A 25,279-nucleotide genomic window follows, 5' to 3' on the forward strand; every position below is an offset into this window, starting at 1 on the left:
TGATGAGCTATGATATTATAAGTAAGCGAATAAGCAATATACTTTAAATGTTGAAACATTATTTTTTAATATGAACTTCATTGGATTCGTATTGATATATTACTGTGTGTAATAGATAGACACAGTAAAAATGAAAGCAATGAAATTGAAAATAAAAAATTAATTTTAAACAGGAGTGAACATAATGAGTAATCGTGTAAGAGTTAGATATGCGCCAAGTCCAACAGGTTATTTGCATATTGGTAATGCAAGAACTGCATTATTTAACTATTTATTTGCTAAACATTATGATGGTGATTTTATAATACGTATAGAAGATACAGATAGCAAACGTAATTTAGAAGATGGAGAATCATCACAGTTCGATAATCTAAAATGGCTAGGTATTGATTGGGACGAATCAGTAGATAAGGATAAAGGTTATGGCCCTTACCGTCAGTCAGAACGTGCTGAAATATACAACCCGCTTATTCAACAATTATTAGATGAAGATAAAGCATATAAATGTTATATGACTGAAGAAGAGTTAGAAGCGGAACGTGAACAACAAATTGCGCGTGGTGAAATGCCGCGTTATGGTGGTAAACATGCACATTTAACAGAGGAAGAACGTCAACAATTTGAAGCAGAAGGACGTAAACCTTCTATTCGTTTCCGCGTTCCAAAAGATACAACTTATAAATTCGATGATATGGTTAAAGGCGAAATTTCATTTGATTCAAACAATATGGGAGATTGGGTAATTGTTAAAAAAGACGGTGTACCAACATATAATTTTGCCGTAGCTGTTGATGATCATTACATGGAAATTTCAGATGTTATACGTGGCGACGACCATATTTCAAATACTCCAAAACAATTAATGATTTATGACACATTTGGTTGGGAACCACCAAGATTTGCACATATGTCACTAATTGTAAATGAAGAACGTAAAAAATTAAGTAAACGTGATGGCCAAATCCTTCAATTTATTGAACAGTATAGAGACTTGGGTTACTTACCTGAGGCCTTATTCAACTTTATTACGTTGTTAGGTTGGTCTCCGGAAGGTGAAGATGAAATCTACTCTAAAGAAGAATTTATCAAAATCTTCGACGAAAAACGTTTATCTAAATCACCTGCATTTTTCGATAAACAAAAATTAGCTTGGATTAACAACCAATATATGAAACAAAAAGATACTGAAACAGTATTTGAACTTGCTTTTCCACATTTAGTAAAAGCGGAATTATTGCCTGAAAATCCTTCTGAAGAAGATAAAGCGTGGGGGCGTAAACTGATTGCACTTTATCAGAAAGAAATGAGTTACGCTGGAGAAATTGTTCCATTATCTGAAATTTTCTTCCGAGACGAACAAACACTAGGTGAAGATGAGCAAGAAGTTATTAATGGTGAACAAGTTCCAGAACTAATGAATCATTTATATGGCAAATTAGAAGCATTAGAACCTTTTGAAGCTGACGAAATTAAAAAAACAATTAAAGAAGTTCAAAAAGAAACAGGTATCAAAGGTAAGCAATTATTTATGCCGATACGTGTAGCTGTAACAGGACAAATGCACGGACCAGAACTGCCAAATACAATTGAAGTTTTAGGCAAAGACAAAGTGCTACAACGCTTAAAAAAATACGTTTAATGCATAGTGTGAATAAAATAGATTAAATGTATAACACTTGAAAAATTACAAGTTACCAACTATTATAATATGTGAATGAGCTAAAGGATTAGTATGCAATGGTATGTGTCAAGAGAGTGTGCGGTCGCTGTGAGCACAACACAAAAATTGTTGAATGCACCTTTAGTTTGATGAATTGAATAATGCAAATGAGTCAATATAAGTTGTATTGCTATGTGATTGAGGAATCAGCTTATTAAAAAAGAGTGGAACCGTGCAAAGCACCTCTAACAGTATGATGTTGGAGGTGCTTTTTTAATAAGGAGGTCGCAACCTTGTTTGAAATTTTGAAAAGAATCAAAGATGATGTAAATATGGTGTTTGAGCAAGACCCAGCAGCACGTACAACATTAGAGGTAGTTACATCTTATGCTGGTGTACATGCAGTGTGGAGTCACTTAGTTGCACATGCTTTATATAAAAAGAAAAAATATGTATTAGCCAGATTGATTTCTCAAATCACACGTTTTTTTACTGGAATAGAAATACATCCAGGTGCTCAAATTGGCAAGCGTTTATTTATTGACCATGGTATGGGCGTAGTGATAGGAGAAACATGTAGGATTGGTGATAATGTCACAATCTATCAAGGCGTTACTTTAGGTGGGACAGGTAAAGAGAAAGGGAAGCGTCATCCTGATATTGGAGACAATGTTTTAATTGCAGCAGGAGCAAAAGTACTCGGTAATATTAAAATTAATTCAAATGTTAATATTGGCGCAAATTCCGTAGTGTTAAACTCGGTACCTAGCTATTCTACAGTAGTTGGTATACCAGGGCATATCGTAAAACAAGACGGAAGAAGAATTGGTAAAACATTTGATCATCGTAATTTACCTGATCCAATTTATGAGCAATTAAAACAATTAGAGAAACAACTTGAGAAAACAAGAAATGGAGAGATTCAAGATGATTACATTATATAATACACTCACACGTCAAAAAGAAACGTTTAAGTCAATAGAACCAGGTAAGGTTAAAATGTATGTTTGTGGACCAACTGTATATAATTACATTCATATTGGAAACGCAAGACCTGCAATTAACTATGATGTTGTCAGAAGATATCTTGAGTACCAAGGTTATGAAGTGATTTACGTTTCAAACTTTACGGACGTAGATGATAAATTAATAAAACGCTCTAAAGAATTAAATGAGCCAGTAAATACAATAGCTAATCGCTATATTGATGCATTTTATGAAGATGTGGGTGCATTAAATGTCAAAAAAGCGACTTCAAATCCAAGAGTCATGAATCATATGGACGATATTATTAAGTTTATAAAAGAACTTATTGATGAAGGCTATGCATATGAAAGCGGTGGCGACGTTTATTTCAGAACACGTAAGTTTGAAGATTATGGTAAATTAAGCCATCAATCGCTGAACGATTTAAAAGTAGGTGCGCGTATTGAACAAGGGGAACAAAAAGAAGACGCTCTAGATTTTACGTTATGGAAACAAGCAAAACCGGATGAAATCAGTTGGGATAGTCCATTTGGGAAAGGTAGACCAGGCTGGCATATTGAGTGTTCAGTGATGGCTTATCACGAGCTAGGTGCAACAATTGATATTCATGCGGGTGGTACAGATTTACAATTCCCTCATCATGAAAATGAAATTGCACAATCTGAAGCACATAACCATGCCCCATTCGCAAACTATTGGATGCACAATGGTTTCATTAATATAGATAATGAAAAAATGAGTAAGTCATTGGGCAATTTTGTCTTAGTGCATGACATTATTAAAGAAATTGATCCGGACGTCTTACGCTTTTTCATGATAAGTGTACATTATAGAAGTCCAATCAACTATAATATGGAACTTGTTGGGGCGGCTAAAAGTGGGTTAGAACGTATTCGCAATAGTTATCAAGCCATTGAAGAACGTGAAACAATTGCAACTAATATTGAAACACAAGATCATTATATTGATGAAATCAATCAAATATTAGACCAATTTGAAACGGTTATGAACGACGATTTTAATACGGCTAATGCCATTACAGCTTGGTATGATTTATCAAAATTAGCGAATAAATACGTATTAGAAAATACGACATCTACTAAAGTGATTGCACGATTTAAAGAAGTGTATCAAATTTTCAGTGATGTCTTAGGCGTTCCTTTAAAAGCATCAAACAACGATGAATTATTAGATGAAGATGTTGAAGCGCTCATTGAAGAACGAAATCAGGCGCGACAAAATAAAGATTTTGCACGTGCAGACGAAATCCGTGACCAGTTAAAAGAACAAAATATTATTTTAGAAGATACGCCACAAGGTGTGAGATTCAAACGTGGTTAATATGGATAATAAGTTATTAAATCCATTAACTTTGGCATATATGGGTGATGCAGTATTAGATCAATTCGTAAGAGAGTACATTATATTGAAGTTAAAAGCTAAGCCCAATCGACTACACCAAGAAGCCAAGCGTTACGTTTCTGCAAAAAGTCAGGCACAATCGCTTGAGCACTTATTAGAAAATAACTGGTTTACAGCGGAAGAATTAGATATTGTTCGTCGTGGTAGAAATGCGAAGAGTTATACTAAGGCGAAAAACACAGATATTCAAACTTATCGAAAAAGTTCGGGTTTAGAAGCAATCCTCGGATTTTTATATCTAGAAAAAAATCAAGAGCGACTCACCATGTTGCTTGAACGCATCGTAAAAAATGTAGATGAAAGGTAGTGAGACTTTGGAAGAGATTGTTATAGTAGGTCGTCATGCCGTAAAAGAAGCGATTGTTTCCGGACATACAATTAATAAGGTTTTAATTCAAGATACAGTGAAAAAAGGACAAATTAATGATATTTTAAAAAAGGCAAATAGTAATAAAATCATTGTACAAGCAGTGCCAAAATCAAAATTAGATGGTTTGTCTGATGCGCCTCACCAAGGTGTCGCTGCATACATCGCACCATATGAATATGCAGATTTTGATGCGTTTTTAGCACAGCAAAAGAACAATGAAAAACTATCAACTGTTTTAATTTTGGATGGCTTAGAAGATCCTCATAATTTAGGGTCGATTTTAAGAACGGCTGATGCTTCAGGAGTAGATGGCATTATTATTCCTAAAAGGCGATCGGTTGCACTTACGCAGACTGTTGCAAAAGCGTCTACTGGCGCGATTGAACATGTCCCTGTCATGCGTGTTACAAATTTGGCGAATACCATTGAAACATTAAAAGACCATGGATACTGGGTGGTCGGTACAGAAGCCGAAAATTCAACAGATTATCGTGAAATGGACGCTGGTATGTCGCTAGCGATTGTTATCGGAAGTGAAGGACAAGGCATGAGCAGACTTACCAAAGATAAATGTGACTTTTATATAAACATTCCAATGGTAGGGCATGTAAATAGTTTGAATGCTTCTGTTGCGGCAAGCTTAATGATGTACGAAGTCTATCGTAAACGTAATCAGATTGGAGAAAAATCATGAAGGATCGTTTCTTGATTATAGATGGTTATAATATGATTGGCCAATCACAAGACTTAAGTCAAATAGCCCAAGAAAATTTGGAAGAAGCACGCGATCAGCTATTAACCGCGATTGCAAATTATAATGCAGTTATAGCAGATGAGGTTGTATGTGTGTTTGATGCCTATGAACAATCCGGCATGTCATCAGAATATATGTATCACGGTGTAAAGATTGTCTTTACTAAAGAAAAAGAAACAGCAGATAGTTTTATAGAAAAATATGTTTATGATTTATACGACAAACATACAAGACATATCACAGTGGTAACAAGTGATATGAGTGAACAACATGCTATATTTGGTGCGGGAGCTTATCGTATCTCTTCTAGAGAAATGTGGAGAGACTTGAGAGAAAATGAAGTTTCGGTTTCAAAAAAGCTCGAAGGGTTCAATGAGCAGAAACCACGCACACGTATAGAACTATCAAATGAAATTTTGGAAGAATTTGAAAAAATTAGAAGGGGTAACAATCACAAATAAGAAGATTGTCCCCTTGCTTTTTTTATAGCGTCCTTTGTATGCTAACTTTATTCTGATTGAAAGGATAAAAAAGCATGCACCAAAGAATAAAACATCAAGAATCAATACCAGTTTCAAAAAGCAAACGGCAAGACATTCATTTCCTAATTGATTTACTAGAGCAAATACAACCACATATTTGGAAATGTTTAAATCATTTCACAATACATCCTGATGATAAAGAAGATTTACAACAAGAAATACTTTTGAAATTATTCAAAGCGATAAATCAATTTGATTTTTCAAAAGACATACCATTAGCACATTACGTAAATCGTACTATCAAAAATGCTAGAAATGATTATATACGAAAAAAATTAGCTGATGTAAGACGACAAAGGTTATTAGAAAATGAAATGTTAAGTAGTGTCCAAGTGTTAAGGCAAGTGAGGCAACCGGATGACATTATTTTAAGAAGAGAAACCCTGGTTTTGTTGCATCAAAGTGTTGAAAAATTAACAGAGTTAGAACAAGGTATTATAAAATATATTTTAAATGATTATAAACCATCAGAGGTTGCCCATATCTTAAATCTAAATGTTAAGATAGTTTACAATTCGATACATAGATGTAAACTGAAATTAAAGCGTGTTTTTAAGCAAAAGTATCATGACTAAAAACAGTTATGGATACGTATAAAATGATTTTTGGATTAATAGAAAGCAATAGTGGAAGATTGACAATTGACAGAGATGTTATGTATAGTAGATTGGTATTATAATGAGTAAGGTGAAGTGAAATGAAAAAAGTGCCATTAAGCTGTGAAACGTGTGGAAATAGAAATTATAATGTTCCAAAGCAAAGTAACCTTACATCAAGATTGACATTGAAGAAGTATTGTCCAAGATGTAACGCACATACAGTTCATAAAGAAGCGAAATAATGTCGGTATACTAGATTTAGTAATTGAGTAAATATAACCTTCCAATTTAGTTGTGAGTATTGTATTTGCTTAATTTGTCGTATGTATAAGCAAATGAGAAAATCGAATTAATATGGAGGTATTGCTAATGGCTAAAAAAGAAAATTTTTTTCAAGGTGTAAAGTCAGAAATGGAAAAGACGAGTTGGCCAACGAAAGAAGAATTATTTAAATATACTATTATTGTTGTGTCAACGGTAGTATTTTTCTTAGCCTTCTTCTATGTCTTAGATTTAGGTATTGGTAGAGTTATAGAGTTAATTAAATAGATAGGAGTGACGACATGTCTGAGGAAGTTGGCGCAAAGCGTTGGTATGCTGTGCATACTTATTCTGGTTATGAGAACAAAGTTAAGAAGAATTTAGAAAAACGTGTTGAATCTATGAATATGACTGAATTGATATTCAGAGTGGTTATACCTGAAGAAGAAGAAACACAAGTTAAAGATGGTAAAGCTAAAACGTTAACTAAAAAAACATTTCCTGGCTATGTATTAGTCGAATTAATCATGACTGATGAATCATGGTATATTGTGAGAAACACACCGGGTGTTACAGGATTTGTTGGTTCAGCAGGTGCTGGGTCAAAACCAAATCCATTATTACCTGAAGAAGCACGTTTCATCTTGAAACAAATGGGCATGAAAGAAAAAACAATTGATGTTGAATTAGATTTAGGTGAGCAAGTTCAAATCAAATCAGGTCCATTTGCGAATCAAGTTGGTGAAGTTCAAGAAATTGAAACGGATAAATTTAAATTGACAGTTCTTGTAGACATGTTTGGTAGAGAAACACCTGTTGAAGTAGAATTCGATCAAATTGAAAAATTATAAAGGTATATAAGTAATACTAGACTTGCTAAAGCAAGAAATATTACATTACATGCATTAAGAACCCCTAATCATTAAAATGATTCAGTGTAAGGAATACCTGAGCCAGGGCTCATGCATTAAGAACCCCTAATCATTAAAATGATAAGGGGTTCTATAAAAAAAGTTCCATTTTACTCTTGCTTTATGATTTGAGTAGATGTTATAATACTGTGGTCGCGCTCATAGAGCGTTCATTTCGTCACGAAATGTAGAAGAGTGGGAGGACAAAACTGAGTCCTGTGACCACATCACGATATCAAGGAGGTGCACATCGTGGCTAAAAAAGTAGAAAAAGTTGTTAAATTACAAATTCCTGCAGGTAAAGCAAACCCAGCACCACCAGTTGGTCCAGCATTAGGTCAAGCAGGTGTGAACATTATGGGATTCTGTAAGGAATTCAACGCACGTACACAAGAAGATGCAGGTTTAATTATTCCGGTAGAAATCAGTGTTTATGAAGATCGTTCATTTACATTCATTACAAAAACTCCACCGGCTCCAGTACTACTTAAAAAAGCAGCTGGCGTTGAAAAAGGTTCTGGTGAACCTAACAAAAACAAAGTTGCTACAGTAACTAAAGATCAAGTACGTGAAATTGCAAACCAAAAAATGCAAGATTTAAACGCTGCAGACGAAGAAGCAGCTATGCGTATTATCGAAGGTACTGCACGTAGTATGGGTATCACAGTTCAATAATATTAAAAAATTAACGAAAACATAGATTGACGATGAAGCAGATGACAGAAATGACAAACAGGATCAAAGCGTTCAATATTGTCGTAATAAGAGGGAAATTGTCATTTATTTAGGAAGTGTTTCCTGAGATGAAATATGATTAAAACCTCTCTGTTATCTGCTCTTAACTTGCAAATGCGAGTAAATGTGGGAGGAAATTCCGCTAAAACCACTAAAGGAGGACATGAAATGGCTAAGAAAAGTAAAAGATTTCAAGAAGTAGCTAATAAAATTGACCGCCAAAAACACTATAGTGTGGAAGAAGCAGTTGAATTAGCTAAAGAAACAAGTATCGCTAACTTTGACGCATCAGTTGAAGTAGCATTCCGTTTAGGAATTGATACACGTAAAAATGATCAACAAATCCGTGGTGCAGTTGTACTTCCAAATGGTACAGGTAAATCACAACGTGTATTGGTATTCGCAAAAGGAGACAAAGCAGCTGAAGCAGAAGCAGCAGGTGCAGATTTCGTTGGTGAAGGTGAATATGTTCAACAAATCCAACAAGGTTGGTTTGACTTTGACGTAGTAGTAGCTACACCAGATATGATGGGTGAAGTTGGTAAACTTGGTCGTGTATTAGGACCTAAAGGTTTAATGCCAAACCCTAAAACTGGAACTGTAACAATGGACGTTACAAAAGCAGTTGAAGAAATCAAAGCAGGTAAAGTAGAATATCGTGCTGAAAAAGCTGGTATTGTACATGCTTCTATTGGTAAAGTATCATTTGATACTGACAAACTTGTTGAAAACTTCAAAGCTTTACAAGATGTGTTAACTAAAGCAAAACCATCTTCAGCTAAAGGTACTTACTTCAAATCTGTTGCTGTTACAACAACAATGGGTCCTGGCGTAAAAGTCGATACTTCTAGCTTCAAACTTTAATCTTAAATATAAATGATGATAAGACTGGATGGATATATTCAGTCTTATCTTTAAAAATATGTTGACATATTATATTTAACCAGTTATATTGGTTAATGTATTATTTTACCTAAGACAGTAGGAGTTAGTCATAACTTAAAAATAATCCTACCGAGGCTAAAATTGACTTGAACGTGAAGATTTTTAGATCTTTCAAGCACTTTTTGCCGTGGGTAGAAAGTGCTTTTTTTATTGAGATAAAGTTGTTAATTGACATAATTAGCAGTTGTAATCAAGATTAAAAGCACCAAATAAAAAACTATGGAGGTGTCTAAATGTCTGCTATCATCGAAGCTAAAAAACAACAAGTTGATGTAATTGCTGAATCATTAAAGAATTCAGTATCTACTGTAATCGTTGACTACCGCGGTCTAACTGTTTCAGAAGTAACTGAATTACGTTCACAATTACGTGAAGCTGGCGTTGAATTCAAAGTATTGAAAAATACAATGGTTCGTCGTGCTGCTGATCAAGTTGGCTTAGAAGATTTAAATGAACACTTAGTAGGTCCTACTGCAGTTGCTACTTCAACAGAAGATGTTGTTGCTCCAGCAAAAGTATTAGCAGGATTTGCTAAAGAACATAAAGCTTTAGAAATTAAAGTAGGTGTTATGGAAGGCAGTGTTATTTCTGCTGAAGAAGTTAACACAGTTGGTACATTACCATCACACGACGGTCTTGTTTCTATGCTTTTATCAGTATTACAAGCTCCAGTACGCAATTTCGCTTATGCAGTTAAAGCTGTTGGAGAAGATAAAGAACAAAACGAAGAAAGCGCTGAATAATTGCGCATAAAACTAATAAAATTAATGGAGGAATATTAAAATGGCTAATCAAGAACAAATCATTGAAGCAATTAAAGAAATGTCAGTTTTAGAATTAAACGACTTAGTAAAAGCAATTGAAGAAGAATTTGGTGTAACTGCAGCAGCTCCAGTAGCAGCAGCAGGTGCAGCAGGTGGCGGAGACGCTGCTGAAGAAAAAACAGAATTTGATGTTGAATTAACATCAGCTGGATCATCTAAAATCAAAGTCGTTAAAGCTGTTAAAGAAGCTACTGGCTTAGGATTAAAAGATGCTAAAGAATTAGTTGACGGAGCTCCTAAAGTAATCAAAGAAGCTTTACCAACTGAAGAAGCTGAAAAACTTAAAGAAGCATTAGAAGAAGTTGGCGCTACAGTAGAATTAAAATAATTCTAGCTGGCTAACAGTTCATAATTATATATTGAAGGTTATTCAAGCAGTTTAACACATTAGCTATTTCGATACGCTAATCTTAAATGCAATGTGGATATCCTGAAATCTTTGAGAAATGAAAACCCCGTTATCGTTATAACGGGGTTTTATCTTATTTGATCTATCCTGAATGAATCGTTTGTTGTTACAAAGTTTTGTTGAGGGTATAGTATTAATCTAAAATGAATTAGATTAAAAGAGGTGTAGTCATGAGTCATTACTATGATGAAAATCCTGAAGTAGAAAGCGCTGAACTTCCTTTTACGTATTCCTACAAAAACTATGATTTAAAATTAGTTACTGATTCAGGTGTATTTTCTAAAGGGAAAATAGACTTTGGTTCAGATTTATTAATCAATACTTTTTTGAAAGAAAATCCCCCGGGTCCTACTAAAAAAATTATAGATGTTGGTTGTGGTTATGGACCGATTGGTTTGATGATTGCAAAAGTGTCTCCGCACCATGAAATAACGATGGTTGATGTAAATCAACGCGCACTTTCCTTATCGATTAAAAATAAAACGCAAAATCATTTAGAGAATGTAGAGATCAAAGAAAGTGATGGGTTATCGCAAGTAGAGGATAATGCTTTTGATTTTGTATTAACGAATCCACCGATTAGAGCAGGGAAAAAAGTAGTTCATAGCATCTTAACTGATGCGTATCATAAATTAAAAGCGAATGGTGCCCTTTATGTTGTGATTCAAAAGAAACAAGGTATGCCATCTGCGAAGAAAAAAATGGAAGAAACATTTGGTAATGTAGAAGTATTAGAAAAGCACAAAGGCTATTATATATTAAGAAGTGTAAAAGGTTGATTAAAAACCACTGTTCTGATATAGTAATAGAATGTAAAAAATTATGTTCAATAAGTGTGTGCTTTTACGTATAAATTAACAAAGTATATAAGGTGAAATAGAAAATGGTGTCATGAGTTATGCTACCGTTTTCTTTTTGTCTAATTATATTTGCTGATTTAGTAAAAGTAAACACGCAATTTTTGAGGGGTGAATCTGTTTGGCAGGTCAATTTGTCCAATATGGAAGACATCGTAAACGTAGAAACTATGCGAGAATTTCAGAGGTATTAGAATTACCGAATTTAATTGAGATTCAAACTAAGTCTTACGAGTGGTTCTTAGAAGAAGGTTTATATGAAATGTTTAGAGACATTTCACCGATTGAAGATTTCACAGGAAATCTGTCTTTAGAGTTTGTTGATTACAGACTTGGAGAATCAAAATATGATTTAGAAGAATCGAAAAACCGTGATACGACGTATTCTGCACCTCTACGTGTAAAAGTACGTCTAATCATTAAAGAAACAGGCGAAGTGAAAGAGCAAGAAGTATTTATGGGTGATTTCCCATTAATGACAGATACAGGTACATTTGTGATTAATGGTGCTGAGCGTGTAATCGTATCGCAATTAGTTCGTTCACCATCCGTTTACTTTAATGAAAAATTAGATAAAAATGGTCGCACAAACTATGATGCAACAATTATTCCTAACCGTGGCGCATGGTTAGAGTATGAAACTGATGCCAAAGATGTAGTTTATGTACGTATTGATAGAACAAGAAAATTACCACTAACAGTATTATTGAGAGCTTTAGGTTTCTCAACAGATCAAGAAATCATTGATCTTTTAGGAGACAATGAGTACTTACGTAATACATTAGAAAAAGATGGTACTGAAAATACTGATCAAGCACTATTAGAAATTTATGAGCGTTTACGCCCAGGTGAACCTCCGACAGTAGAAAATGCGAAAAGCTTATTATACTCACGTTTCTTCGATCCGAAACGTTATGATTTAGCGAGCGTGGGTCGTTATAAAGCGAATAAAAAACTTCATTTAAAACACCGTTTATTCAATCAAAAATTAGCAGAACCAATTGTTAATGCTGAAACAGGTGAAATTGTAGCTGAAGAAGGTACTGTCCTAGATCGTCGTAATTTAGATGAAATCATGGATGTATTAGAATCTAATGCGAACAGTGAAGTTTTTGAACTTGAAGGTACTGTGATTGATGAACCAGTAGAAATTCAATCTATTAAAGTATATGTTCCTAATGATGAAGAAGGCCGCACAACAACAGTTATTGGTAATGCATTCCCTGATTCAGAAGTGAAATGTATTACACCAGCTGACATCATCGCATCAATGTCATATTTCTTTAATTTATTAAGTGGTATTGGATTCACAGATGATATTGACCATTTAGGTAATCGTCGTCTACGTTCAGTAGGTGAGTTACTACAAAACCAATTCCGTATTGGTTTATCAAGAATGGAACGTGTGGTACGTGAAAGAATGTCTATTCAAGACACAGATTCAATTACGCCACAACAATTAATTAATATCCGTCCAGTTATTGCGTCAATTAAAGAATTCTTTGGTAGTTCTCAATTGTCACAATTCATGGACCAAGCCAATCCATTAGCAGAATTGACACATAAACGTCGTCTATCAGCATTAGGACCTGGTGGTTTAACACGTGAACGTGCTCAAATGGAAGTGCGTGACGTTCACTACTCTCACTATGGCCGTATGTGTCCAATCGAAACACCAGAGGGACCAAACATTGGTTTGATTAACTCATTATCAAGTTATGCACGTGTAAATGAATTTGGTTTCATTGAAACACCATATCGTAAAGTAGATCTTGAGACGAATAGTATCACAGATCAAATCGATTATTTAACAGCTGATGAAGAAGATAGCTATGTAGTAGCACAAGCGAATTCTAAACTAGATGAAAATGGTCGTTTCTTAGACGATGAAGTTGTTTGTCGTTTCCGTGGTAATAACACAGTTATGGCAAAAGAAAAAATGGATTACATGGATGTATCTCCTAAACAAGTTGTTTCTGCAGCAACAGCATGTATTCCATTCTTAGAAAACGATGACTCTAACCGTGCATTAATGGGTGCAAACATGCAACGTCAAGCAGTACCATTGATGAATCCAGAATCACCTTTCGTAGGTACTGGTATGGAACACGTAGCAGCTCGTGACTCTGGTGCTGCAATTGTCGCTAAACATAAAGGCCGTGTTGAACACGTTGAATCTAATGAAATTCTTGTACGTCAACTTATCGAAGAAGATGGACAAGAATACGAAGGCGAAATCGATCGCTATCCGTTAGCTAAATTCAAACGCTCAAACACAGGTACTTGTTATAACCAAAGACCAATCGTTGCTACAGGTGATGTCGTAACGAAAGGTGAAATTTTAGCCGATGGTCCTTCAATGGAACTTGGTGAAATGGCGTTAGGTAGAAACGTAGTTGTCGGATTCATGACATGGGACGGTTACAACTATGAAGATGCTGTAATTATGAGCGAACGCCTAGTGAAAGATGACGTATATACTTCTATCCATATTGAAGAATATGAATCAGAAGCACGTGATACAAAACTAGGACCTGAAGAAATTACACGTGATATTCCTAACGTTTCAGATAGTGCGCTTAAAAACTTAGATGACCGTGGTATTGTATACGTAGGTGCTGAAGTTAATGACGGAGACATTTTAGTAGGTAAAGTAACGCCTAAAGGTGTAACAGAATTAACAGCAGAAGAACGCTTATTACATGCGATATTCGGTGAAAAAGCACGTGAAGTACGTGATACATCATTACGTGTACCTCATGGTGCAGGCGGTATTGTTCTAGACGTTAAAGTCTTCAACCGTGAAGAAGGAGATGACACATTATCTCCAGGTGTAAACCAATTAGTACGTGTTTATATCGTTCAAAAACGTAAAATACATGTTGGTGACAAAATGTGTGGTCGTCACGGTAACAAAGGTGTTATCTCTAAGTTAGTTCCTGAAGAAGATATGCCTTATTTACCAGACGGTACACCAATCGACATCATGTTGAACCCACTAGGTGTTCCATCACGTATGAATATCGGACAAGTATTAGAGTTACATTTAGGTATGGCTGCTAAAAACTTAGGTATTCATGTTGCTTCACCAGTATTTGATGGTGCGAGTGATGAAGATGTATGGTCAACGATTGAAGAAGCTGGTATGGCACGTGACGGTAAGACAGTATTATACGATGGACGTACGGGTGAACCATTCGATAACAGAATCTCAGTCGGCGTTATGTATATGTTGAAACTTGCACACATGGTTGACGATAAATTACACGCACGTTCAACTGGACCATACTCACTTGTTACGCAACAACCATTAGGTGGTAAAGCACAATTCGGTGGACAACGTTTCGGTGAGATGGAAGTATGGGCACTTGAAGCTTACGGTGCTGCATACACACTTCAAGAAATCTTAACTTATAAATCTGATGATACAGTAGGTCGTGTAAAAACTTATGAATCTATTGTTAAAGGTGAAAACATTACTAAACCTGGTGTTCCTGAATCATTCAGAGTATTGATGAAAGAACTTCAAAGTTTAGGATTAGATGTTAAGATTATGGATGAGCATGACAATGAAATCGACATGCAAGATAACGAAGATGAAGATGCAGTAGAACGTAAAGTGGACCTTCAACAAAAAGAAGCGCCACAATCACAAAAAGAAATTACTGACTAATATAGATCGCATTTAAGTTTATAAAAAGATATACCATTTTGGGGTAAAGTTGTCGTACTTGCCTCATTATGGCCTTATCTATTATTGATAAAGAGCAATCAATCAATTTGCACAGCTAATCTAAATTGAAGGAGGTAGGCTCCTTGATTGATGTAAATAATTTCCATTATATGAAAATAGGACTTGCTTCACCTGAAAAAATCCGTTCATGGTCTTTTGGTGAGGTTAAAAAGCCAGAAACAATTAACTATCGTACTTTAAAACCAGAAAAAGATGGTCTATTCTGTGAGAGAATTTTCGGACCTACAAAAGACTGGGAATGTAGTTGTGGTAAATACAAACGTGTACGCTATAAAGGTATGGTTTGTGATAGATGTGGAGTAGAAGTAACTAAATCTAAAGTGCGCCGTGAAAGAATGGGACACATTGAATTAGCTGCGCCAGTTTCACATATTTGGTACTTCAAAGGTATTCCAAGCCGCATGGGACTATTATTAGATATGTCACCAAGAGCATTAGAAGAAGTCATTTATTTTGCTTCTTATGTTGTTGTAAATCCTGGCCCAACTGGATTAGAGAAAAAGACATTACTGTCTGAAGCAGAATTCAGAGAGTACTATGATAAATTCCCTGGTCAATTTACAGCTAAAATGGGTGCTGAAGGTATCAAAGAATTATTAGATGAAATTGATTTGGATACAGAATTAAAAGAATTGCGTGATGAGTTAGAGTCTGCAACAGGACAAAGACTTACACGTGCGATTAAACGATTAGAAGTAGTTGAATCATTCAGACATTCTGGTAATAATCCAGCTTGGATGGTATTGGATGTACTTCCAATAATTCCACCAGAAATCAGACCAATGGTTCAATTAGACGGTGGACGTTTTGCAACAAGTGATTTAAATGATTTATATCGCCGTGTCATCAACCGTAACAACCGTTTAAAACGTTTATTAGATTTAGGTGCTCCTGGCATCATCGTACAAAACGAAAAACGTATGTTACAAGAAGCAGTTGATGCACTTATCGATAATGGTCGCCGTGGTCGTCCAGTAACTGGACCAGGTAACCGTCCATTAAAATCATTGTCACATATGCTTAAAGGTAAACAAGGTCGTTTCCGTCAAAACTTATTAGGTAAACGTGTTGACTATTCAGGCCGTTCCGTTATCGCTGTTGGACCAAGCTTGAAGATGTATCAATGTGGCTTACCTAAAGAAATGGCTTTAGAGTTGTTTAAACCTTTCATCATGAAAGAATTAGTTCAACGTGAAATTGCGACAAACATTAAAAATGCGAAAAGCAAGATTGAACGTATGGATGATGAAGTATGGGATGTACTAGAAGACGTCATTAAAGAACATCCAGTTCTTTTAAACCGTGCACCAACGCTGCATAGATTAGGTATCCAAGCATTTGAACCTACACTTGTAGAAGGTCGTGCGATTCGTCTACATCCACTTGCAACTACAGCTTATAACGCTGACTTTGATGGTGACCAAATGGCTGTTCACGTACCATTATCTAAAGAAGCACAAGCAGAAGCACGCATGCTTATGCTTGCAGCACAAAACATCTTAAACCCTAAAGACGGTAAACCTGTTGTTACACCATCACAAGATATGGTATTAGGTAACTATTACCTTACTTTAGAACGTAAAGATGCAGTAAATACTGGTACAATTTATAATGATACAAACGAAGTGTTGAAAGCTTATGCGAATGGTTATGTACATTTACACACACGTATAGGTGTGCATGCAAGTTCATTTAATAACCCAACATTTACTGAAGCGCAAAATCATAAAATTTTAACAACATCTGTTGGTAAAGTAATCTTTAATGAAATCATTCCTGATTCATTTGCATATATTAACGAACCAACAAAATATAACCTTGAAAACAGTACGCCAGACAAATACTTTGTTTCTGCGACAGAATTAGGTGAGGGTGGATTAAAAGCATATTTTGATGAACAACCTCTCATCGAACCATTCAACAAGAATTTCTTAGGAAATATCATTGCAGAAGTCTTTAATCGATTCAGCATCACAGATACATCTATGATGTTAGATAGAATGAAAGACTTAGGATTCAAATTCTCTTCTAAAGCTGGTATCACTGTCGGTGTATCTGACATTGTGGTTTTACCAGATAAGCAACAAATTTTAGATGAACATGAAAAACTAGTTGAAAAAGTACAAAAACAATTCAACCGTGGTTTAATTACTGAATTTGAACGTTACAATGCAGTTGTTGAAATTTGGACTGATGCCAAAGACCAAATTCAAAACGAATTAATGGGATCACTTGAAAAAACAAACCCAATCTTTATGATGAGTGACTCTGGTGCCCGTGGTAACGCATCTAACTTTACACAGTTAGCAGGTATGCGTGGACTTATGGCTGCACCATCCGGTAAGATTATTGAATTACCAATCACTTCATCATTCCGTGAAGGTTTAACAGTGTTAGAATACTTTATCTCTACACATGGTGCACGTAAAGGTCTTGCCGATACAGCACTTAAAACAGCGGACTCTGGTTATCTTACTCGTCGTCTTGTTGATGTGGCACAAGATGTTATCGTTCGTGAAGAAGACTGTGGTACGGACCGTGGTTTACTTGTATCTGATATTAAAGAAGGTACTGAAATGATTGAACCATTCAGCGAACGTATTGAAGGTCGTTATTCTAAAGAAACGATTCGCCATCCAGAAACAGATGAAGTCATCGTTCGTCCAGATGAGTTAGTAACAGCAGAAATTGCTAAGAAAATCACAGACGCTGGTATAGAAGAAATGTATATCCGTTCAGCATTCACATGTAATACACGTCATGGTGTATGTGAAAAATGTTATGGTAAAAACCTTGCTACTGGTGAAAAAGTTGAAGTTGGTGAAGCAGTTGGTACAATTGCTGCCCAATCCATCGGTGAACCAGGTACACAGCTTACAATGCGTACATTCCACACAGGTGGTGTAGCAGGTAGTGATATCACGCAAGGTCTTCCTCGTATCCAAGAGATTTTCGAGGCGCGTAACCCTAAAGGCCAAGCTGTCGTGACTGAAATTGAAGGTGTTGTAGATGACATTAGCGTTGCCAAAGATCGTCAACAAGAAATCGTCATCAAAGGCGCAAATGAAACGAAATCTTACCTAGCTTCAGGTACTTCAAGATTAAAAGTTGAAGTTGGCCAAAGTGTTGAACGTGGTGAAGCACTCACAGAAGGTTCAATTGAACCTAAGAACTTCTTATCTATATCTGGCTTGAATGCAACAGAAAGTTATTTATTAAAAGAAGTTCAAAAAGTTTACCGTATGCAAGGTGTTGAAATTGATGATAAACACGTTGAAGTTATGGTAAGACAAATGTTACGTAAAGTACGTATCATTGAAGCTGGAGATACGAAATTACTTCCAGGTGCACTTGTAGATATTCATAACTTTACAGATGCGAACCGTGAAGCATTCAAAGAACGTAAACGTCCAGCAACATCTAAACCTGTATTACTAGGTATAACAAAAGCTTCTCTTGAAACTGAAAGCTTCTTATCAGCAGCTTCATTCCAAGAAACAACACGTGTACTTACAGATGCTGCTATCAAAGGTAAACGTGATAACTTACTTGGACTTAAAGAGAACGTTATTATCGGTAAGCTCATCCCAGCTGGTACAGGTATGAGACGTTACAGTGATGTACAGTATGATAAAGCGACACCAGAAGAAGTTGTTGAAGAGATTCAACCAACTGAAATCTAGTATTGCTTTTAAAATATGAAATGGTTCAACATTCATTTGAGCTTGTATAAACATATAGACATGTGTTGAAGTTGTAGGACTGCAACACGTGTCTATATCTTAAGTGACTGACCATTTTACTTTGGGCGAAATAAAAGATGAGATGGTAACATTTGATCTTTATTTCGCTCTTTTATTTTTTTATATATTTTCTGCAAAAAATGTTAATTAAAGTTGACTACGCAGTAATTTTGATGTTATTATTATTAAGGTTGATGCAAGCAGAACTTTGGAGGATATTTAGATGTCTAATGAAAAAGTTGCACGCTTTAACAAACAACACTATGTTATTGGTCTTAAACAGACGCTAAAAGCTTTGAATAAAGATCAAGTGACATCATTGATTATCGCTGAAGACGTTGAAGTTCATCTAATGACTCGCGTGTTAAGTCAAATCAATCACAAAAACATATCTATCTCATTTTTCGAAAGCAAACAAGCTTTAGGAAAGTATGTAGGTATAAACGTTAATGCGACTGTTGTTGCATTATTGAAATGAGATTAGTAAGATTTTTCTTACTAAATTTTATTTACCTTTAAAATGAACCACCTGGATGTGTGGGATTATAAAAGAAGAGAGGAGGACATATTTCATGCCAACTATTAACCAATTAGTACGTAAACCAAGACAAAGCAAATCAAAAAACTATGATTCACCAGCATTGAACAGAAACTACAACAGTAAAAAGAAAAAGTACACTAGCTTAAACTCACCGCAAAAACGTGGTGTTTGTACACGTGTAGGTACTATGACACCTAAAAAACCTAACTCTGCGTTACGTAAATATGCTCGTGTGCGTTTGTCTAACAACATCGAAATTAACGCGTATATCCCTGGTATCGGACACAACTTACAAGAACACAGTGTTGTACTTGTACGTGGTGGACGTGTAAAAGACTTACCTGGTGTGCGTTACCACATCGTACGTGGTGCACTTGATACTTCAGGTGTTGACGGTCGTAGACAAGGTCGTTCATTATACGGAACTAAAAAACCTAAAAAATAAGTTTAAGATTGCGTAAATTTTCGTTATAAAGAATGAAAATATATTATAATTAGGAAGGGAGGATTTATATTATGCCTCGTAAAGGATCAGTACCAAAAAGAGACGTATTACCAGATCCAATTCATAACTCAAAATTAGTTACTAAATTAATTAACAAAATTATGTTAGATGGTAAACGTGGAACAGCTCAAAAAATTCTTTATTCTGCATTTGAATTAGTTCAAGAACGCAGTGGTCGTGAAGCTATCGAAGTTTTCGAAGAAGCTATCGACAACATTATGCCAGTATTAGAAGTTAAAGCACGTCGTGTAGGTGGCTCTAACTATCAAGTACCTGTAGAAGTTCGTCCAGAACGTCGTACTACTTTAGGCCTTCGTTGGTTAGTTAACTATTCACGTCTTCGTGGTGAAAAAACGATGGAAGAACGTTTAGCTAACGAAATTTTAGACGCTGCAAACAACACTGGTGGTGCAGTTAAGAAACGTGAAGACGTTCATAAAATGGCTGAAGCTAACAAAGCCTTCGCTCACTATCGTTGGTAGGATAGTAGGTTTTTCCCTGAGCATGTTCCACATTGATAGTTTACTATCTAGGTGCATGCTTAGGGCATCGCCATATTTATAGTATTTATTCGCAGTTATACTGGAAGGAGAAAAATACATGGCTAGAGATTTTAGTTTAGAAAGAACTCGTAATATCGGTATCATGGCTCACATCGATGCTGGTAAAACAACTACGACTGAACGTATTCTTTACTATACTGGACGTATCCATAAAATTGGTGAAACTCATGAAGGAGCTTCACAAATGGACTGGATGGAACAGGAGCAAGACCGCGGTATTACAATCACATCAGCTGCAACAACAGCTTCATGGGATGATCACCGTGTAAACATCATCGATACACCTGGACACGTAGACTTCACTGTTGAAGTTGAACGTTCATTACGTGTACTTGATGGTGCGGTTACAGTACTTGATGCGCAATCAGGTGTTGAACCTCAAACTGAAACAGTTTGGCGTCAAGCAACAACTTACGGCGTTCCTCGTATTGTATTCGTAAACAAAATGGATAAACTAGGTGCGAACTTTGAATATGCTGTAAGCACAATTCATGATCGCCTACAAGCGAATGCACAACCAATCCAATTACCAATTGGTGCGGAAGATGAATTTGAAGCAATCATCGACTTAGTTGAAATGAAATGTTTCAAATACAACAATGACTTAGGAACTGAAATTGAAGAAATTGAAATTCCTGAAGATCAAAAAGAAAGAGCTGAAGAAGCTCGTGCAACACTTATTGAAGCAGTAGCTGAAACAAGTGATGAATTAATGGAAAAATATCTTGGTGACGAAGAAATTACTGTAGCTGAATTAAAAGACGCTATTCGTCAAGCAACTAATAATATTGAATTCTACCCAGTTCTTGTTGGTACTGCCTTCAAAAACAAAGGTGTTCAATTAATGCTTAACGCAGTAATTGATTATTTACCTTCACCATTAGATGTTAAACCAATTATCGGTCACCGTGCTGATGATCCAGAAGAAGAAGTTATCGCAAAAGCGGATGACAATGCTGAGTTCGCTGCACTAGCGTTCAAAGTAATGACTGACCCTTATGTTGGTAAGTTAACATTCTTCCGTGTGTACTCAGGTACATTAACATCTGGTTCTTATGTTAAAAACTCTACGAAGAATAAACGTGAACGTGTAGGTCGTTTACTACAAATGCACGCTAACTCTCGTCAAGAGCTTAACACAGTTTACTCAGGAGATATCGCTGCTGCGGTAGGTCTAAAAGAAACTGGTACTGGTGATACTTTATGTGGTGAGAAAAATGACATTATCTTGGAATCAATGGACTTCCCAGAACCTGTTATTCACTTATCAGTTGAACCAAAATCTAAAGCTGACCAAGACAAAATGACTACAGCTTTAGTTAAATTACAAGAAGAAGACCCAACATTCCATGCACACACTGACGAAGAAACTGGACAAGTTATCATCGGTGGTATGGGTGAGCTTCACTTAGACATCTTAGTTGACCGTATGAAAAAAGAATTTAACGTTGAATGTAATGTTGGTGCGCCAATGGTTTCATACCGTGAAACATTCAAGCAATCAGCACAAGTTCAAGGTAAATTCGCGCGTCAATCTGGTGGTCGTGGACAATACGGTGACGTTAAAATTGAATTTGAACCGAACGAAACAGGCGGCGGTTTCGAATTCGAAAACGCTATCGTTGGTGGTGTAGTTCCTCGTGAATACATTCCATCAGTTGAAGCAGGACTTAAAGATGCTATGGAAAACGGTGTATTAGCTGGTTATCCATTAATTGATGTTAAAGCAAAATTATTTGATGGTTCATACCATGATGTCGATTCATCAGAAATGGCCTTCAAAATCGCTGCATCATTAGCGCTTAAAGAAGCAGCTAAAAAATGTGAACCAGTTATCTTAGAACCAATGATGAAAGTTACAATTGAAATGCCTGAAGAATACATGGGTGACATCATGGGTGATGTAACATCTCGTCGTGGACGTGTTGATGGTATGGAACCTCGTGGTAATGCACAAGTTGTAAATGCCTTTGTACCACTTTCAGAAATGTTCGGTTATGCAACTTCATTACGTTCTAATACACAAGGTCGTGGAACATACACAATGTACTTCGATCACTATGCAGAAGTTCCAAAATCAATTTCTGAAGATATAATTAAGAAAAACAGTGGTAATAAAACAGCTGAATAATTACACTTGTATTGTGCAGTGACAGTCTGTACAATACATGTAAAGCATAATTATATGGCTTACAGTTTTATTAATTGATTTTTTAGGGAAAATGCATTATAAAGGTACTGTATGGTCCTTTTAAACTAAATTAATCATCTTCTCATGATGGTGAGAAACTGTCATGAGAGATAAATTTAACAATTATTTTTCTAACGAATAGGAGAGATTTTATAATGGCTAAAGAAAAATTCGATCGCTCAAAAGAACATGCCAATATTGGTACAATCGGACACGTTGACCATGGTAAAACTACTTTAACAGCTGCTATCGCAACTGTTTTAGCAAAAAATGGTGACACTGTTGCACAATCATACGACATGATTGACAACGCTCCAGAAGAAAAAGAACGTGGTATTACAATTAATACTGCACACATCGAGTATACTACTGACAAACGTCACTATGCTCACGTTGACTGCCCAGGACACGCTGACTATGTTAAAAACATGATCACTGGTGCTGCACAAATGGACGGAGCTATCTTAGTAGTATCTGCTGCAGATGGTCCAATGCCACAAACTCGTGAACACATCCTTTTATCACGTAACGTTGGTGTTCCAGCATTAGTTGTATTCTTAAACAAAGTTGACATGGTTGACGATGAAGAATTATTAGAATTAGTAGAAATGGAAGTTCGTGACTTATTAAGCGAATATGACTTCCCAGGTGACGATGTACCTGTAATCTCTGGTTCAGCATTAAAAGCACTTGAAGGCGACGCTGACTATGAGCAAAAAATCTTAGACTTAATGCAAGCTGTTGACGAATTCATTCCAACACCAGAACGTGATTCTGATAAACCATTCATGATGCCAGTTGAGGACGTATTCTCAATCACTGGTCGTGGTACTGTTGCTACAGGCCGTGTTGAACGTGGTCAAATCAAAGTCGGTGAAGAAGTTGAAATCATCGGTATGCAAGAAGAATCAAGCAAAACAACTGTTACTGGTGTAGAAATGTTCCGTAAATTATTAGACTATGCTGAAGCTGGTGACAACATTGGTGCGTTATTACGTGGTGTTGCACGTGAAGACATCCAACGTGGTCAAGTTTTAGCTGCTCCTGGTTCAATTACACCACATACAAAGTTTAAAGCGGAAGTTTACGTTTTATCTAAAGATGAAGGTGGACGTCATACTCCATTCTTCAGTAACTACCGCCCACAATTCTATTTCCGTACTACTGACGTAACAGGCGTTGTTACTTTACCAGAAGGTACTGAAATGGTTATGCCTGGCGACAATGTTGAAATGGAAGTTGAACTAATTTCTCCAATCGCTATCGAAGACGGTACACGTTTCTCTATCCGTGAAGGTGGACGTACTGTTGGATCAGGCGTTGTAACTGAAATCTACAAATAAGATATCTTATCTTTAATATAGATTTGAAGAGTCTCCATTTTGGAGGCTCTTTTTTTATTTTTGATGTAATATTTATTTTTCAACTGAATAATATTATGATTAAGGTTGAAATTTAAAGTGTGAGATATTTGGAAATAAAAAGACCCTAGGCTATTCAGGCCTAGGGCTTAATTACATTTTCCAACTCTAATATTTTTAAAAACTGGCTGGCACTATATTTTAATGCCTTTTCATCTAGATTGAAATATGGGCTATGGTGTGGATGTGTGGTATCTTTTTCAGGGTTACCACAACCTGTTAAAAAGAATGCACCTGGACGTACTTTTTGATAATGTGAAAAGTCCTCGCCAATCATCATTAATTCAGATTCGTTAAATCTTAAATTCATCTCATTTGAAGCTTGTTTAACGATGTCAAAGCATTTAGGATTATTGTGGACAGGCAAATAACCTTTAATATAATCAAAATCATAAGTAATATCATTCGCAACAGCCAACCCTTGCAATAGCTTATCCATCTTGTGCATCACATGTGCTTGTACTTCTGTATCAAAAGTACGCACCGTTCCTTTACAAAATGCAGTATCTGGAATGACATTATCTGCCGAACCAGATTGTACCATACCGAAGCTAATAACAGCTTGTTTTACTGGATCAATCGTTCTAGAAACAATTTTTTGCGCACTAATGATAAATTCAGCCATAATGACAACAGGATCGATGGTTTCGTGTGGCTTCGCACCGTGTCCACCTTGACCATGAATCGTTACGTTGAATTCATCTGGAGAGGCCATCATCGCACCAGGACGAGAATAAATTGTGCCGGTAGGATAGCCACTCCACAGATGGTTTCCATATATTCTATCTACGTTTTGTAAGCAGCCATCATCAATCATTTCTTGTGAGCCACCTGGCATAATTTCTTCACCATATTGGAAAATTAGCACGACATCACCATTTAATTTGCTTTTATGTGCGTCGATGATTTCAGCAACGGCTAGTAGTATTGCAGTATGACCATCGTGCCCACATGCATGCATTGCACCAGGATTTTTAGACTTGTAATCTACTTCAGTGAGTTCATTGATAGGTAAAGCATCAAAATCAGCACGTAATGCAATCGTTGGACCGTCTCCTTGTGCACTAAATGTTGCGACAATACCATTTCTTCCAACGGGCGACCGTACCTCGCATGATAGTTGGCTGAGTTGATTTAGGATGTAGTCACGTGTATGATACTCCTCAAATGATAATTCAGGATATTGATGCAAATAGCGACGTATTTGTATCATTCTGTTTTCCTTTTCTCTTGCTAGTTGAAACCAATCAAACAACTTCAACCCTTCTTCCTTAAAATGATTATT

The 25,279-nt window shown here is 36.0% G+C and carries 23 protein-coding genes and 1 other annotated feature; of the genes, 22 read left to right on the forward strand and 1 reads right to left on the reverse strand.

Annotated elements, in window-relative coordinates; all coding sequences use genetic code 11:
• Positions 1 to 184: 184 nt before the first annotated feature.
• From gltX to tuf, 22 genes are all read left to right on the forward strand, one after another.
• The gene (gltX, locus tag KA830_RS04085; RefSeq protein WP_210134076.1) at positions 185 to 1,639 is read left to right on the forward strand and encodes a glutamate--tRNA ligase; all 1,455 of its coding nucleotides are present in this window, start codon (positions 185 to 187) and stop codon (positions 1,637 to 1,639) included.
• Positions 1,640 to 1,962: 323 nt separating this feature from the next.
• A complete protein-coding gene (cysE, locus tag KA830_RS04090; protein ID WP_046207703.1) occupies positions 1,963 to 2,604 on the forward strand; it encodes a serine O-acetyltransferase in 642 nt (213 codons plus the stop codon).
• Positions 2,588 to 3,988: a cysteine--tRNA ligase gene (gene cysS, locus KA830_RS04095; protein WP_064209893.1), complete on the forward strand. Its 1,401-nt coding sequence runs from the start codon at positions 2,588 to 2,590 to the stop codon at positions 3,986 to 3,988. The genes cysE and cysS overlap by 17 nt, the downstream gene beginning before the upstream one ends.
• A gap of 1 nt (position 3,989) precedes the next feature.
• Positions 3,990 to 4,376, forward strand: coding sequence for a Mini-ribonuclease 3 (locus KA830_RS04100; protein ID WP_064209902.1), 387 nt, complete (start codon positions 3,990 to 3,992; stop codon positions 4,374 to 4,376).
• A 7-nt stretch (positions 4,377 to 4,383) separates the two neighbouring features.
• On the forward strand, positions 4,384 to 5,133 hold the full coding sequence (rlmB, locus tag KA830_RS04105; protein ID WP_046207688.1) for a 23S rRNA (guanosine(2251)-2'-O)-methyltransferase RlmB: 750 nt from the start codon (positions 4,384 to 4,386) through the stop codon (positions 5,131 to 5,133).
• Complete coding sequence (locus KA830_RS04110; protein ID WP_019468577.1) at positions 5,130 to 5,654, forward strand: NYN domain-containing protein; 525 nt, start codon at positions 5,130 to 5,132, stop codon at positions 5,652 to 5,654. The genes rlmB and KA830_RS04110 overlap by 4 nt, the downstream gene beginning before the upstream one ends.
• A 74-nt stretch (positions 5,655 to 5,728) precedes the next feature.
• Positions 5,729 to 6,310 carry a sigma-70 family RNA polymerase sigma factor gene (locus KA830_RS04115; RefSeq protein ID WP_204180145.1) on the forward strand — a complete coding sequence of 194 codons (582 nt, stop codon included), beginning with the start codon at positions 5,729 to 5,731 and terminating at the stop codon, positions 6,308 to 6,310.
• 122 nt (positions 6,311 to 6,432) lie between these two features.
• Positions 6,433 to 6,576, forward strand: a complete 144-nt coding sequence (rpmG, locus tag KA830_RS04120; protein ID WP_071560108.1) for a 50S ribosomal protein L33 — start codon at positions 6,433 to 6,435, stop codon at positions 6,574 to 6,576.
• A 127-nt stretch (positions 6,577 to 6,703) separates the two neighbouring features.
• Positions 6,704 to 6,883 carry a preprotein translocase subunit SecE gene (gene secE, locus KA830_RS04125; protein WP_046207686.1) on the forward strand — a complete coding sequence of 60 codons (180 nt, stop codon included), beginning with the start codon at positions 6,704 to 6,706 and terminating at the stop codon, positions 6,881 to 6,883.
• Between the two features lie 14 nt (positions 6,884 to 6,897).
• Positions 6,898 to 7,446, forward strand: a complete 549-nt coding sequence (gene nusG, locus KA830_RS04130) for a transcription termination/antitermination protein NusG (protein WP_210134077.1) — start codon at positions 6,898 to 6,900, stop codon at positions 7,444 to 7,446.
• A 312-nt stretch (positions 7,447 to 7,758) separates the two neighbouring features.
• The gene (rplK, locus tag KA830_RS04135; RefSeq protein ID WP_019468573.1) at positions 7,759 to 8,181 is read left to right on the forward strand and encodes a 50S ribosomal protein L11; all 423 of its coding nucleotides are present in this window, start codon (positions 7,759 to 7,761) and stop codon (positions 8,179 to 8,181) included.
• 228 nt (positions 8,182 to 8,409) lie between these two features.
• Entirely contained in the window at positions 8,410 to 9,105 is a 696-nt protein-coding gene (gene rplA / locus KA830_RS04140) for a 50S ribosomal protein L1 (protein WP_046207685.1), read from the forward strand.
• Positions 9,106 to 9,195: 90 nt separating this feature from the next.
• Positions 9,196 to 9,343, forward strand: a sequence feature (ribosomal protein L10 leader region).
• A gap of 76 nt (positions 9,344 to 9,419) precedes the next feature.
• Positions 9,420 to 9,929: a 50S ribosomal protein L10 gene (rplJ, locus tag KA830_RS04145; protein WP_046207684.1), complete on the forward strand. Its 510-nt coding sequence runs from the start codon at positions 9,420 to 9,422 to the stop codon at positions 9,927 to 9,929.
• Between the two features lie 40 nt (positions 9,930 to 9,969).
• A complete protein-coding gene (gene rplL / locus KA830_RS04150; RefSeq protein WP_046207683.1) occupies positions 9,970 to 10,338 on the forward strand; it encodes a 50S ribosomal protein L7/L12 in 369 nt (122 codons plus the stop codon).
• 251 nt (positions 10,339 to 10,589) lie between these two features.
• Entirely contained in the window at positions 10,590 to 11,198 is a 609-nt protein-coding gene (locus KA830_RS04155; protein WP_046207682.1) for a class I SAM-dependent methyltransferase, read from the forward strand.
• 199 nt (positions 11,199 to 11,397) lie between these two features.
• The gene (gene rpoB / locus KA830_RS04160; protein ID WP_064209891.1) at positions 11,398 to 14,949 is read left to right on the forward strand and encodes a DNA-directed RNA polymerase subunit beta; all 3,552 of its coding nucleotides are present in this window, start codon (positions 11,398 to 11,400) and stop codon (positions 14,947 to 14,949) included.
• A 170-nt stretch (positions 14,950 to 15,119) separates the two neighbouring features.
• The gene (rpoC, locus tag KA830_RS04165; RefSeq protein WP_169926877.1) at positions 15,120 to 18,713 is read left to right on the forward strand and encodes a DNA-directed RNA polymerase subunit beta'; all 3,594 of its coding nucleotides are present in this window, start codon (positions 15,120 to 15,122) and stop codon (positions 18,711 to 18,713) included.
• A 283-nt stretch (positions 18,714 to 18,996) separates the two neighbouring features.
• The gene (locus KA830_RS04170; RefSeq protein WP_064209889.1) at positions 18,997 to 19,251 is read left to right on the forward strand and encodes a ribosomal L7Ae/L30e/S12e/Gadd45 family protein; all 255 of its coding nucleotides are present in this window, start codon (positions 18,997 to 18,999) and stop codon (positions 19,249 to 19,251) included.
• A gap of 94 nt (positions 19,252 to 19,345) precedes the next feature.
• Positions 19,346 to 19,759, forward strand: a complete 414-nt coding sequence (rpsL, locus tag KA830_RS04175) for a 30S ribosomal protein S12 (RefSeq protein ID WP_019468565.1) — start codon at positions 19,346 to 19,348, stop codon at positions 19,757 to 19,759.
• A gap of 71 nt (positions 19,760 to 19,830) precedes the next feature.
• Positions 19,831 to 20,301: a 30S ribosomal protein S7 gene (gene rpsG / locus KA830_RS04180; RefSeq protein WP_019468564.1), complete on the forward strand. Its 471-nt coding sequence runs from the start codon at positions 19,831 to 19,833 to the stop codon at positions 20,299 to 20,301.
• Positions 20,302 to 20,419: 118 nt separating this feature from the next.
• Positions 20,420 to 22,513 (forward strand): elongation factor G, encoded by a 2,094-nt coding sequence (gene fusA / locus KA830_RS04185; RefSeq protein ID WP_046207678.1) that lies wholly within the window; start codon positions 20,420 to 20,422, stop codon positions 22,511 to 22,513.
• Positions 22,514 to 22,728: 215 nt separating this feature from the next.
• Complete coding sequence (tuf, locus tag KA830_RS04190) at positions 22,729 to 23,916, forward strand: elongation factor Tu (RefSeq protein WP_046207677.1); 1,188 nt, start codon at positions 22,729 to 22,731, stop codon at positions 23,914 to 23,916.
• A 160-nt stretch (positions 23,917 to 24,076) separates the two neighbouring features.
• On the opposite strand, the gene KA830_RS04195 is transcribed toward tuf, so the two are convergent.
• Entirely contained in the window at positions 24,077 to 25,249 is a 1,173-nt protein-coding gene (locus KA830_RS04195) for a M20 family metallopeptidase (protein WP_046207676.1), read from the reverse strand.
• Positions 25,250 to 25,279: the final 30 nt, after the last annotated feature.

The sequence above is a fragment of the Staphylococcus sp. GDY8P119P genome (genome assembly GCF_017892075.1).
GTDB classification, from domain to species: Bacteria; Bacillota; Bacilli; order Staphylococcales; family Staphylococcaceae; genus Staphylococcus; species Staphylococcus ureilyticus.

Bases quoted from the DNA above. Each gene is read 5' to 3' on its own strand.
- cysS (WP_064209893.1), top strand. From the start codon at position 2,588: ATGATTACATTATATAATACACTCACACGTCAAAAAGAAACGTTTAAG.
- rpsL (WP_019468565.1), top strand. From the start codon at position 19,346: ATGCCAACTATTAACCAATTAGTACGTAAACCAAGACAAAGCAAATCA.
- KA830_RS04115 (WP_204180145.1), top strand. From the start codon at position 5,729: ATGCACCAAAGAATAAAACATCAAGAATCAATACCAGTTTCAAAAAGC.
- KA830_RS04110 (WP_019468577.1), top strand. From the start codon at position 5,130: ATGAAGGATCGTTTCTTGATTATAGATGGTTATAATATGATTGGCCAA.
- secE (WP_046207686.1), top strand. From the start codon at position 6,704: ATGGCTAAAAAAGAAAATTTTTTTCAAGGTGTAAAGTCAGAAATGGAA.
- rpmG (WP_071560108.1), top strand. From the start codon at position 6,433: ATGAAAAAAGTGCCATTAAGCTGTGAAACGTGTGGAAATAGAAATTAT.
- gltX (WP_210134076.1), top strand. From the start codon at position 185: ATGAGTAATCGTGTAAGAGTTAGATATGCGCCAAGTCCAACAGGTTAT.
- rplL (WP_046207683.1), top strand. From the start codon at position 9,970: ATGGCTAATCAAGAACAAATCATTGAAGCAATTAAAGAAATGTCAGTT.
- fusA (WP_046207678.1), top strand. From the start codon at position 20,420: ATGGCTAGAGATTTTAGTTTAGAAAGAACTCGTAATATCGGTATCATG.
- KA830_RS04170 (WP_064209889.1), top strand. From the start codon at position 18,997: ATGTCTAATGAAAAAGTTGCACGCTTTAACAAACAACACTATGTTATT.
- rpoC (WP_169926877.1), top strand. From the start codon at position 15,120: ATGAAAATAGGACTTGCTTCACCTGAAAAAATCCGTTCATGGTCTTTT.
- rplA (WP_046207685.1), top strand. From the start codon at position 8,410: ATGGCTAAGAAAAGTAAAAGATTTCAAGAAGTAGCTAATAAAATTGAC.
- tuf (WP_046207677.1), top strand. From the start codon at position 22,729: ATGGCTAAAGAAAAATTCGATCGCTCAAAAGAACATGCCAATATTGGT.
- rpsG (WP_019468564.1), top strand. From the start codon at position 19,831: ATGCCTCGTAAAGGATCAGTACCAAAAAGAGACGTATTACCAGATCCA.
- KA830_RS04100 (WP_064209902.1), top strand. From the start codon at position 3,990: ATGGATAATAAGTTATTAAATCCATTAACTTTGGCATATATGGGTGAT.
- KA830_RS04155 (WP_046207682.1), top strand. From the start codon at position 10,590: ATGAGTCATTACTATGATGAAAATCCTGAAGTAGAAAGCGCTGAACTT.
- rplJ (WP_046207684.1), top strand. From the start codon at position 9,420: ATGTCTGCTATCATCGAAGCTAAAAAACAACAAGTTGATGTAATTGCT.
- nusG (WP_210134077.1), top strand. From the start codon at position 6,898: ATGTCTGAGGAAGTTGGCGCAAAGCGTTGGTATGCTGTGCATACTTAT.